Annotated in this window: 12 protein-coding genes and 2 pseudogenes; 8 read left to right on the top strand and 6 right to left on the bottom strand. The window is 48.4% G+C overall.

Annotated features, from left to right (window positions below):
- From B3180_RS08130 to panC, 4 genes and pseudogenes are all read left to right on the top strand, one after another.
- Positions 1 to 385, top strand: a pseudogene (locus tag B3180_RS08130) (polynucleotide adenylyltransferase PcnB); the annotation flags it as partial.
- A complete protein-coding gene (folK, locus tag B3180_RS08125) occupies positions 372 to 878 on the top strand; it encodes a 2-amino-4-hydroxy-6-hydroxymethyldihydropteridine diphosphokinase (protein WP_278358407.1) in 507 nt (168 codons plus the stop codon). The pseudogene B3180_RS08130 and the gene folK, both read left to right, overlap by 14 nt.
- An 18-nt stretch (positions 879 to 896) precedes the next feature.
- Positions 897 to 1,697: a 3-methyl-2-oxobutanoate hydroxymethyltransferase gene (panB, locus tag B3180_RS08120; RefSeq protein ID WP_278358406.1), complete on the top strand. Its 801-nt coding sequence runs from the start codon at positions 897 to 899 to the stop codon at positions 1,695 to 1,697.
- Positions 1,694 to 2,539, top strand: coding sequence for a pantoate--beta-alanine ligase (gene panC / locus B3180_RS08115; protein WP_278358405.1), 846 nt, complete (start codon positions 1,694 to 1,696; stop codon positions 2,537 to 2,539). The genes panB and panC overlap by 4 nt, the downstream gene beginning before the upstream one ends.
- Here the strand turns inward: panC and panP are convergent.
- Genes panP through mpl form a run of 6 tightly spaced genes read right to left on the bottom strand, consistent with a single transcriptional unit; the run spans position 2,532 to position 8,548 of the window.
- Positions 2,532 to 4,181 carry a pyridoxal-dependent aspartate 1-decarboxylase PanP gene (gene panP / locus B3180_RS08110; protein WP_278358404.1) on the bottom strand — a complete coding sequence of 550 codons (1,650 nt, stop codon included), beginning with the start codon at positions 4,179 to 4,181 and terminating at the stop codon, positions 2,532 to 2,534. The two genes, panC and panP, sit on opposite strands and share 8 nt — an antisense overlap.
- A complete protein-coding gene (gene trmB, locus B3180_RS08105) occupies positions 4,182 to 4,856 on the bottom strand; it encodes a tRNA (guanine(46)-N(7))-methyltransferase TrmB (RefSeq protein ID WP_271331662.1) in 675 nt (224 codons plus the stop codon). It lies immediately after the preceding gene.
- Positions 4,856 to 5,632: an ABC transporter permease gene (locus tag B3180_RS08100; protein WP_054489655.1), complete on the bottom strand. Its 777-nt coding sequence runs from the start codon at positions 5,630 to 5,632 to the stop codon at positions 4,856 to 4,858. Before B3180_RS08100 ends, trmB begins: the two co-directional genes overlap by 1 nt.
- On the bottom strand, positions 5,629 to 6,558 hold the full coding sequence (locus tag B3180_RS08095) for an ABC transporter ATP-binding protein (RefSeq protein WP_054489657.1): 930 nt from the start codon (positions 6,556 to 6,558) through the stop codon (positions 5,629 to 5,631). Before B3180_RS08095 ends, B3180_RS08100 begins: the two co-directional genes overlap by 4 nt.
- A gap of 8 nt (positions 6,559 to 6,566) precedes the next feature.
- The gene (locus B3180_RS08090) at positions 6,567 to 7,187 is read right to left on the bottom strand and encodes a flavin prenyltransferase UbiX (RefSeq protein WP_222235831.1); all 621 of its coding nucleotides are present in this window, start codon (positions 7,185 to 7,187) and stop codon (positions 6,567 to 6,569) included.
- A complete protein-coding gene (gene mpl / locus B3180_RS08085; RefSeq protein ID WP_222235832.1) occupies positions 7,184 to 8,548 on the bottom strand; it encodes a UDP-N-acetylmuramate:L-alanyl-gamma-D-glutamyl-meso-diaminopimelate ligase in 1,365 nt (454 codons plus the stop codon). The genes B3180_RS08090 and mpl overlap by 4 nt, the downstream gene beginning before the upstream one ends.
- Before the next feature lie 150 nt (positions 8,549 to 8,698).
- Between mpl and B3180_RS08080 the strand changes: the two genes are divergently transcribed.
- The 4 genes and pseudogenes from B3180_RS08080 to B3180_RS08065 form a co-directional block, all read left to right on the top strand.
- The gene (locus tag B3180_RS08080; protein WP_054489665.1) at positions 8,699 to 9,682 is read left to right on the top strand and encodes a class 1 fructose-bisphosphatase; all 984 of its coding nucleotides are present in this window, start codon (positions 8,699 to 8,701) and stop codon (positions 9,680 to 9,682) included.
- An 82-nt stretch (positions 9,683 to 9,764) separates the two neighbouring features.
- Positions 9,765 to 10,295 (top strand): inorganic diphosphatase, encoded by a 531-nt coding sequence (ppa, locus tag B3180_RS08075; RefSeq protein WP_054489667.1) that lies wholly within the window; start codon positions 9,765 to 9,767, stop codon positions 10,293 to 10,295.
- Positions 10,296 to 10,322: 27 nt separating this feature from the next.
- Positions 10,323 to 11,018, top strand: coding sequence for an ABC transporter ATP-binding protein (locus tag B3180_RS08070; RefSeq protein ID WP_278358403.1), 696 nt, complete (start codon positions 10,323 to 10,325; stop codon positions 11,016 to 11,018).
- Positions 11,015 to 11,403 (top strand): annotated as a pseudogene (locus tag B3180_RS08065) (ABC transporter permease); the annotation flags it as partial. The gene B3180_RS08070 and the pseudogene B3180_RS08065, both read left to right, overlap by 4 nt.

Genomic DNA, 11,403 nt, shown 5'->3' with positions numbered 1-11,403 from the left:
GCCAATGGATGCCCTCAATGTTGCAGCGGCTGACGTTATTCACAGACAGTCACAGCGCGTATCACTGCCTAAGCGTTTTAGCCTGCCAGCAAGAGATATCTGGCAATTACAGCGCCGGCTGAATGTGACTAAAGGCGTTCGTGCCATGAAGGTGTTGGAGCACAAACGCTTCCGTGCCGCTTACGACTTTCTTTTACTGCGTTCATTTGCCGAAAGCGGTGACAAAAAACTGTCTGAACTTGCGGCCCACTGGAGCAAAGCACAGGACAACCCGGCTCAACTAAAAGCTTCAAAGCCAGGCCCCGGAAGCAGCCGCCGCAAACCACGCAGACGCCGTGGGCCGCGTCGTAAACCTCAGGAAAATAAAGGCAATGACGCCACATAAGGCCTTTATTGCACTAGGGAGTAATCTGGGCCAGCCGACAGACAACCTTCTGTCGGCATTACAGGCTCTGAGCAAGGACTCGCGCTGGCAGTTATTAGCCTATTCGTCTCTTTACGGTAGCAAGCCAATGGGTCCTCAGGATCAGCCAGACTACGTTAATGCCGTTTGCTCAGTAACGACAGAGTTAACAGCAGCCGAACTTCTTCAGGCCTTACACGATATTGAAGATGCATTTGGTCGCAAACGAGTGAGACACTGGGGAGAACGCACGCTGGATCTTGATTTGCTTCTGTTTGGTGAGCAACAGCATCATTCCGAGCAATTGAAAGTGCCCCACCCAGGCTTATACGAACGTAACTTTGTTCTTTTCCCTTTAGCCGAAATAGCGCCGGATAAACTTCTTCCGAACGGAAATACCGTTAAGCAACAGGCAGAGGCACTTACCGAAGACGGCTTAGACGTGATAATCTGTTCGTCTGACATCATAATCTAATACTGCTGAAGGTGCGTTATGGCAACAACCAAAACCAGCATTGCAACGTTACAGAAAATGAAAAAAGAAGGGACCAAGATAAGCTCCCTGACTGCATACGATTCAAGCTTTGCCAAACTTATGACCGAACAGGGCGTGGACTTTATTCTTGTCGGTGACTCCCTGGGTAATGTCGTACAGGGCCGGGATTCAACTGTACCGGTTACCACCGACGATATGGTCTACCATACGCAGTGCGTTCGTCGTGGCGCCAGCGACGCCTTTGTTATAGCCGATATGCCTTTCATGACTTACAGCACCCCCGAGCAAACCTACAAGGTTGCCGCCCGCTTAATGCAGGCTGGTGCAAATATGGTTAAGTTAGAAGGCGGACAGTGGTTAGTCGAGACCATTGAAGGCTTAAAAACTCGCGGCATTCCGGTCTGCGCACATCTGGGATTATTGCCACAGTCGGTGAATGTTCTGGGGGGCTATAAAGTGCAGGGTAAAGAGCAACAGCAAGCTGACGATACGCTCAATCAGGCACTATTGCTTGAAAAAGCGGGGGCTCAGTTGCTTGTTCTGGAGTGCGTTCCGGCTTCACTTGGTAAGCGCATTACAGAGCAGCTATCCATTCCAACCATTGGTATTGGCGCAGGTGCCGATACCGACGGACAAATTCTGGTTATGCACGACATGCTGGGCATGAACAGCGACTATTTGCCTAAGTTCGCTAAAGACTTCTTAGGCCAGGGCGGCTCTCTTGCCGATGCCTTTCGCTCATTTGCAGAGCAGGTACGGTCAGGCGAATTCCCAACTTCAGAGCACAGCTATAAATGAGAGTACTAAAGTCACTGGCTGAGCTTCGGAAGTGGCGCCAGCAACAATCAGAAGTTGCTCTGGTACCGACCATGGGTAACTTACACGATGGACACCTGCATCTGGTAAAAACAGCGCTGGAGCGTTGCGATAACGTTGTCGTTAGTATTTTTGTGAACCCTATGCAATTTGGAGCAAACGAAGATCTCGACAGCTATCCGCGCACTTTAGAAGCCGACTGCCAGGCATTGGATGCCCTTGGTGTTTCTGCCGTATTTACGCCACAGGTCAGTGACGTTTACCCCAGAGGCCTGGACAAACAGACTCGTATTGAAGTACCCGGTATTAGTGACATTTTATGCGGAGCCAGTCGCCCGGGGCATTTCACCGGAGTCGCGACCATTGTCTGCAAACTCTTTAATATGGTACAGCCGCAGTTAGCCGTATTTGGCGAAAAAGACTATCAGCAGTTACAGGTCATTCGTTTAATGACACAGGACTTAAGCTTACCCGTTGAAGTTCTGGGCGCACCAACTCAGCGCGAAACCAGTGGCTTAGCGATGAGCTCGCGCAACGGTTATTTATCGCCTGAACAAAAGCAACAAGCGGCCGCACTTTACCGGACTCTTCAAAAAACCAAAGTTGAACTGAGTGTAAGCACTAACTTTTCTGAACTGGAAAAAGCAGCCGAAGAAGATTTAAGTCAAGCAGGCTTTGTACCTGACTACTTCAGTATTCGTAATGCAAAAGACTTGCAGGAAGCGACCGCCGAGGACACTGAGTGGGTAATCCTGGCAGCCGCCTTTATGGGAAAAACGCGCCTGATTGACAACCTAAGGGTTTCCAACACCAGCGCTAGGTAAGCATACCGAGTTCACGCATTTCGGTATGCAGTGCGCCTCGCAAACTGGTCGCTTTTGAGGCAATTTGACGCTGCTCATTCAAAACTTCCTGCAGCATTTCATCGGTTGTTAATGGGTTAGCCAGCACCACACGAAACACCACGGTTGGCTCATGGTGATATTGGCCTGGCGTTAGCTTCGTACGCGACACAAAAGATTGGCCACTTTCCCGCTGACGCTTTTGAATATAGCGGGTCAGGGCATTCAAATGAGGAGTCAGCCGCGCCAGCTGCTCAGGCGTTGCTTTTTCCAGAGCCGCTTTCACTTTAGCCGGAACAAAACGGTACGTTAAAATACAAAGCTCAGGCTCTGTAATCACTTCAAAATCGTCCTGCTCTGCAATGAGCTTTGAGAAATAACGCGCTTTATCAATGCTGTTATTAATCAGTAATTCATAACCCCGGCGCCCAATAACGTGCATAGCCGAAAATACCATCATGGCCATACCCGCTCGCGAACCTTCCATTGAATGCGAACCCAAATCCTTAGAGCCCTGACGAATAATGTATTCCGCATGGTGTTCTATAGATTTGACCAAAGACGGATTCTTAAACAACACCAAACCCGCACCCATAGGCACATACATTTGTTTGTGAGCATCAATAGTGACACTGTCGGCCCGTTCAATACCAGCCAATAACGGACGGTGCTGTTCAGACAATAACGTTGCCCCACCCCAGGCAGCATCAACATGAAAGTGAGCATCCACTTCTTCCGCAACCGCTGCCATATCGTCCAGCGGATCAATGTGCCCCGTTTCCGTTGTACCTGCAACACCAACCAGCGCCAGCACCTTGCCGCCCTCTTTTGCAATCTGTTCACAGGTCTTACGCAACTCATCTATACGAATGCGGTTATCACTGTCTGTCGCCACTGAGACTAAATTCTTACGACCAATACCCAGTACATCAGCTGCTTTGCTCAGCGAATAGTGCCCTCGCTCAGACACCACCACCGTTAGCTTAGAGTAGCCATAATGCTGAAGACCGGCAGCCAGGCCATCGGCTGCAATACCGGCAAAGTCACCGTCAGCCTGCAATAAGCGGTTACGGGCTACCCAAAGCGCCGTCATATTGGCGATGGTTCCACCCGAACAAAACGCCCCCAAAGAATGCTGAGCACTGTGCATCCAGCGGTTATAGAACGGTGCATCCTGTTGATACACCAAATGATGCAGCATGCCGATAACGTTACGCTCTAAAGGCGTAAAGGCCTTGGAGGTTTCAATTTTTACCAGGTTCTGATTGAGCCCGACCATCAGTTTGGCCAATGGCAAAAGGAAATACGGCAGGGCCGATGTCATGTGACCAATAAAGCGAGGCGATGCTGTATGCACAGAATGTGCAACCAACTTATCCAGCAGAAACTCGGTATGGTCAGAAACAAACTGAGGCTCTTCCGGGATCTGTGATTTATCGAAGTCCCTTTCAATTTCCTGCAACGGCTTCTCACGGGCGACAATGTGCTCACCCAGAAACCCCATCAGGTTTTCTGAAAGGTGCTTTTCGATTTTACCCAGCGTCGAGTCCGGTGCCTCTGGTATGGTAAATATACGATACAGAGATTCCTGGCTGACTTCCGCTATGTCATTTTTGGGGCTCAATCAAGACTCCTTAGATAGGTTCGCATGCAGTTGCCATAACGCCTGGCCGCTGTTTTTATATTTACGTTCAAACGGTGTTATCGGGTCTGCGTTGTCTGCCAATAACGAAATATCGGCATGGTACCCGCTCACCTTAAGTGCCTGAGCCACTTCAAGCAAGTACAGGCTCCAGTTTGAACGCATCTGCAGTTGACCACCCAGCGCAACAACGTCTTTCCATACTGGACTACCGTGCCAGCGACGCGATAAGTGAGCAGATTTAGGCCAGGGGTTGGGATATAAAATGCAATGCTGCTGTGGCTGCCAATTCGCCTGGTTAGCCAGTCGCCAGAAGTCATTCAAGTCAGCCCGCACAACCCAGTAGCGCTGACCATTCTCGCCGCTCTGGTAGTGGCTGTGCCGTTCTACCCGGTGCGCCGATTTATCGACACCAATAACCATTGCGTGAGGATTAAGCTCTGCCAGTTTCGCGGTGCTTTCTCCAACACCACAGCAGGAGTCGAGAATAATTGGCCCGCCCCAGCTTTCAACTTGTGCGTTAATTTCATCAAACGCCTGCTGGTTATGCTCCTGAATCGGCTTCAGAAACTCGCTTTGCAAATGACGACGAACCACCGCTTCGGTATCTTCGTGCGGCCCGTTTTGATTCGTCGTAACTGGTCTTGCCTGCTGCATCAGGAGCGAATTCCTATGCCTTTATCCAGAATATAATAAGCCGCCGCGAAAAACAGAATATTAAAACCAACTAAGACTCCTATAGCCAGGCCAATGCTTACATCAGACTGTCCTAAAAAGCCGTAACGAAAACCGTTAACCATATAAAGAACAGGGTTTGCCATAGAAACCTTTTGCCAAAACTCAGGTAACAAGCTGACTGAGTAAAACACCCCGCCTAAATAGGTAAGAGGCGTTAAAACGAACGTTGGCACAATAGAAATATCGTCAAAAGTCTTACCGTAAACCGCATTAATTAGTCCGCCCAGACAGAATAAGGTCGAGGTTAAGACCACGGTTAAGATGACATAACCAATATGGGCAATCTGGATATCGGCAAATAAGAAGGATACGCAGGTGACAATAACGGCAACAATCATCGCCCTTGCCATACCACCACCGACATAACCGGCAATAATAACGGCAGTAGGTACCGGCGACACCAGCATTTCTTCAATGTTGCGCTGAAATTTAGCACTAAAGAATGACGATGCGACATTAGAATAGGAGTTAGTAATGACTGACATCATGATAAGCCCGGGCACAATAAACTCCATATAACCCACGCCACTCATGTCACCAATTCGTTCACCCACAATGCTACCGAAAATGACAAAATACAGAGTCATAGTGATAGCAGGCGGTACCAGAGTTTGTATCCAAATACGGAGAAAACGGGTGCACTCTTTAATCCAGATGGTTTTTAACGCGATAAAGTTAGCGGCGGAATGACTCATTTCGCGGCCTCCTGCTGACGCCCTTGTTCTACCATAGACACAAACAGCTCCTCTAAACGGTTCGCTTTATTACGCATCGATAAGACTTTTACCTTTTGTGCTGAAAGCTGCTCGAATACCGCATTCAGTCCGGCATCCTTATCTACCTCAACTTCTAACGTATGTTCGTCTTTCCAGAGGTGGTTGAAGTCTTTAATCTCAGCTCCGTTATGGCCAGGGGCCAGGTCCAGCACAAAAGTCTCCCGACTTAACTGCGCCAGCAAACGCTTCATTGAGGTGTCTTCAATAATACGACCACTATCAATGATGCCTATATTACGACACAGAGTTTCCGCCTCTTCTAAATAATGTGTGGTCAAAATGATGGTAATGCCTTGTTGATTTATTTTTGTCAGGTAGTCCCACATTGAACGTCTAAGCTCAATATCGACACCCGCTGTCGGCTCATCAAGAATCAACAGTTTCGGTTCGTGCAATAACGCCCGGGCAATCATCAGGCGTCGCTTCATACCACCGGAAAGCGACCGCGATGGTTCATTACGCTTATCCCACAACCCAAGTTGTTTAAGGTATTTCTCTGAGCGTTCTTTCGCTAGCGAACGAGGCACACCGTAATAGCCCGCTTGATTCACCACTATCTGATGCACTGTTTCAAATTGGTTGAAGTTAAACTCCTGAGGTACCAGGCCAATTTGACGTTTTAAGTCAGTAAGTTGTGTATCCAGGTCATAACCAAATACCTTTACCTTGCCTGACGTCTTATTAACCAGCGAAGAAATAATACCAATAGTGGTCGACTTGCCGGCACCATTAGGACCTAGCAGAGCATAGAAATCGCCCTCTTCGACCACCAAATTAATACCTTTCAGGGCTTCAAAGCCACCGCGGTATGTTTTGCGTAAGTCTTCAATTTCTAAAGCTTTCATAAACCTCTTTATGACTCCTTTCCATAGCCCCAGCGGCTAACTAAACGCTGCTCAAGGCCCAGGTGGTCTAAAATTCTGGCCACCATAAAATCAATTAAATCATCAATACTTTCGGGTTGATGATAAAAGCCAGGCGCTGCCGGCATTATGGTCACGCCCTGCTGACTGAGTTGCAGCATATTCTGTAAATGAATAGTTGAAAGCGGCGACTCTCTCGGCACCAAAATAAGTTGGCCGCGCTCTTTCATTACGACATCGGCAGCTCGCTCGATCAGCGTATTGCTACTGCCATGGGCAATGGCTGACAAAGTACTGGTTGAACAAGGACAAACCACCATTTTAGCAGGTGCCGCTGAACCAGATGCGACCGGCGAAAACCACTCTTCTTTGCCGTAGACTTTGAGCTTTTCAGCATCTACCGAAAAGTGCTCACACAGCATAGAAGCTGCTTTCTCAGGAGCTGCCGGAATTTGCATATTCTGCTCTGTGGCCAGCACTACTCGCGCGGCACTTGAGATCAACAACAGTACCTGTTGATCTTGATCAAGTAGGCATTGTAGCAAACGCAGGGCATAAGGGGCACCCGAGGCGCCGGTTATCGCAACAGTGATTCTATTGTCGTTTTTCATGACTCGGCTCCTGTGTCATCCAGTTCTTGCAGCGCTTTAAGAAAACGTTGATGCAAGCCATCGAAACTGCCGTTACTCATAATCAGTACAGAGTCCCCCGCTTGCGCTTCGGTCAACAACCCTGCCAGCAAATCATCTGTAGATTCAAACACATGAGCATTCGGCATTTTTTCAGCTAAGCGCCACTTCAGCCCTTCTGGCTGCAGTACAAATATGTCGTCGGCATCGGCTAACGACTCAGCCAGAGTATCGCTGTGAACCCCCATTTTCATGGTATTTGATCTGGGCTCCAGTACGGCAATAATGCGGCTCGTTGGTTGATGCTGTCGCAAGCCAGATACGGTTGTTTTGATTGCACTGGGGTGATGGGCAAAATCATCAAAGACCTTTATACCACCGTATTCACCCAATAACTCCATGCGCCGTTTCGGGCTTTTAAATAAGGCAAGAGCCTGTGCGCTTTGCTCTGCTTTAATACCAACATGAGCTGCAGCAATAATGGCCATCATGGCGTTATTTACATTGTGGGTCCCCAGGATGTTCCAGTTAACCCGTGCGATACACTTGCCCTGATAATGTACTTCAAACTCAGTCCCATCAGCTTTAAGCAGTTTAGCCTGCCATTCGCCTTCCTCTCCGACACGTACGACCGGGCTCCAGCAACCTTGCTCAATGACCGCTTCCAGAGCGGCATCATCGCTGGGTAAAATCACCTGTCCGGTATCGGGAACCACCCGCAGTAAATGCGCAAATTGTCGCTGAATAGAAGCTAAGTCAGGGAAGATATCCGCATGATCGAACTCAAGGTTATTCAGAATCAAAGTATCCGGAGCGTAATGAACAAATTTAGAACGCTTATCGAAGAAGGCCGTATCGTACTCGTCCGCTTCAATGACAAAAAAGTTGGAATCGGTTAGGCGTGCACTCACAGGGAAATTCCCCGGTACGCCACCAATCATAAAACCGGGTTCAAAACCGCTATCTTGTAAAATCCAGCTCAGCATACTGGCTGTCGTGGTTTTTCCATGAGTGCCGGCAACCGCCAGCACCCAGCGTTGAGTCAACACATTATCGTGCAGCCACTGCGCGCCAGAAACGTAGGGAATGCGCTCGCGTAGGACTGCTTCTACTTCATCGTTACCGCGGCTTAGCGCGTTACCAATAATCACCATATCGGGGCGCGGCTTTAAGTTGTTCTGCGAATATCCCTGCATTAATTCAATGCCGAGATTTTCCAGTTGCGTACTCATAGGCGGATAGACTTGAGCGTCAGACCCGGTAACACGGTGTCCCAATTGCTGTGCTATAGCGGCGACGCCCCCCATGAAAGTACCGCAAATCCCGACGATATGAATGTGCATGCGTTATCCAAACCCGTTCGTTTAAAAAATATCGAAAGTGTACCACCGTCGTCGCTGACAAGCAGGATTTTTACCAAAAAATAAGGTATCATTTGCGCTCTCTGAACATACATTTGTAAGCATCCAACAACCAGAGCTGCAGGAACTTTCATGAAACGTTTATTACCAACACTGAGAGCGGATCAAACCAGCGAGTCGCTTATCTCTGTTATTAACACCATTCAAATTGCGGCCAAGGAAATTTCTTTCCGTCTGCACCAGGGCGCATTAGCCGGTGTATTAGGCTCAACACTGGATGAAAACATTCAGGGCGAGACACAGAAAAAACTCGATGTTGTTGCAAATCAGCTGTTAAAAACTCTGTTGCTGGAATCACCTAACGTACATGCTATTGCTTCTGAAGAAGAAGATTCCATTGTCGAAAGCCCAAATTCAGGACATTATTTGGTTGCCTTTGACCCGTTGGATGGCAGCTCTAACATCGATATAAATGGTGGTGTTGGTACTATTTTCTCTATTCTGCGCAAGCCCGAAGGCGAAGAAACCAGCGAGAACATGTTTTTGCAGCCCGGCAAAGCTCAGGTAGCAGCAGGCTATGTTTTGTATGGACCGGCGACCATGTTGGTTATGACCACAGGCAAAGCAGTGCGCATTTACACTCTGGATCAAACCGTTGGTGAGTTTTTACTGACCCACGAAAAAGCAGAAATTCCGAAAGACACCAAAGAGTTCGCGATTAATATGTCGAACCGCCGTCACTGGGCCGATCCTATTCGCGCCTATATTACTGATTTACTCGACGGTGAAGAAGGTCCTCGCGGCAAGAATTTTAATATGCGCTGGAACGCCGCTATGGTCTCCGACGTACACCGTGTGATTTCACGCGGCGGATTGTTCACTTACCCCTGGGATGCCCGTAACCCCGACAAACCTTTTAAACTGCGCCTTTTATATGAAGTTGCGCCAATGTCTATGCTGGTTGAAAAAGCCGGCGGTAAAGCGACTGACGGTTATCGTCGTTTAATGGAGATTGTGCCGGAACATATTCACCAACGGGTATCCGTGGTTATGGGGTCCGCAAACGAAGTGGATATGTGTATGGAGTACCACAGTAAGCACCCAAAACCTTATTAGACTGATATCGATATTGCGTGAAAAGGTCCAACCGTTATAATCGCGCAGTAACTTTTATTTTATACATACAGCAGGAAGTACTATGAGCTTAGGAAACGTCACCGCAGGCGCCAATATGCCTGAAGAAGTTAACGTTATTATCGAGATCCCGGCAAACGCTGACCCGATCAAATACGAAGTCGATAAAGACACTGGTACACTTTGGGTTGACCGCTTTATGTCGACACCAATGTTCTATCCGGCGAACTACGGTTTCGTTAACGAAACCTTGTCATTAGATGGCGACCCGGTTGATGTGTTAGTGCCTACTCCATACCCTCTGCAGGCAGGTTCTGTCATCAAATGCCGTCCAGTTGGCGTATTGAAAATGACGGACGAGTCGGGTGAAGACGCAAAAGTCATTGCTGTTCCGGTGAGTAAACTGACCAAAGAATACGACCACATCAACGACATTGATGACTTGCCAGAGCTGCTTAAAGCACAAATCACTCACTTCTTCGAGCGTTACAAAGAGCTTGAAAAAGGCAAGTGGGTTAAGGTTGACGGCTGGGCTGACGCAGCTGCCGCAAAAGAAGAAATTGTGTCTTCTTTTGAGCGCGCAAAAAAATCTTAATTTAGAGTGAACCATAGCACCGACATAATGCATGCTGTCAGCATAGAAAAGTTACTCTTTTCATGGTCTGGACAACAGCCCACCCTGGATATTCCTGCCTGGCAGATAAAACAAGGTGAGACGGTGCTGCTGCGCGGCCCCAGCGGTAGTGGTAAATCAACACTGCTATCGCTGTTGGCCGGCATTAATACCCCACAAAGTGGCTCTTTAAATCTATTTGAAACCGCTTTTTCCAGTTTGTCCGGCAGACAGCGTGACCGTTATCGTGCCGACAACATTGGCTATATTTTTCAGCAATTCAATTTGCTGCCCTATTTATCGGCTCTAGATAATGCGCTGCTCGCCTGTCAATTTTCCAAAAAAAGGCGGCAACGTATCGCAGAACAAGGCAGCTCTGCTGAAGCGACAGCACATGAGATGCTGCAGCGCTTAGGGTTAAATTCCGCACAAATTGAGCAACCGGCTCATACTCTGAGTGTTGGTCAGCAGCAACGTGTTGCCGCGGCACGCGCCTTGTTGGGTGCTCCTAAGCTTCTTATAGCGGATGAACCAACCTCTGCACTCGACGCCGAGCATCGGGATACGTTTATTCAATTGTTGCTTGAGCTCAGTAGCCAAAATAACACCACAGTTATTTTTGTCACTCATGACGCTGCATTGTCATCCTACTTTGATAAGCATGTTGAGCTTAATGAGCTCAATCAGGCAGGAGCTCAACCATGATCCGCCTGGCCATAAAAAGCTTAATGAACAGGCGCGCCAGTGTTCTGCTGACTGTTATTGCTATTGCCGTCAGCGTTACCTTACTGCTAGCTGTGGAACGGGTTCGCGAACAGGTGCAAAGTCATTTTGCTAATACGGTTTCTGGCACTGACTTAATAATTGGCGCCCGAACCGGACAGACACAATTACTACTGTCTTCAGTCTTCCACATTGGCAGCATGACCAACAATATGAGCTGGGAAAGCTTTGAAGATATTCGTGAACGCCCCGAAGTCAGTTGGGCAATACCTATGTCATTAGGTGACAGCGTTCAGGGCCTGCCCGTTGTCGCAACAACCAATGCCTACTTTGAGCATTTTAAGTACGGCAACAAGCAGGCTCTGGA

The sequence above is a fragment of the Idiomarina sp. UBA4206 genome (assembly GCF_002383015.1).
GTDB classification, from domain to species: domain Bacteria; phylum Pseudomonadota; class Gammaproteobacteria; order Enterobacterales; family Alteromonadaceae; genus Idiomarina; species Idiomarina abyssalis.
Note: the sequence above shows the minus strand (reverse complement) of the source record. Positions and strands in the feature narration are given on the sequence as shown.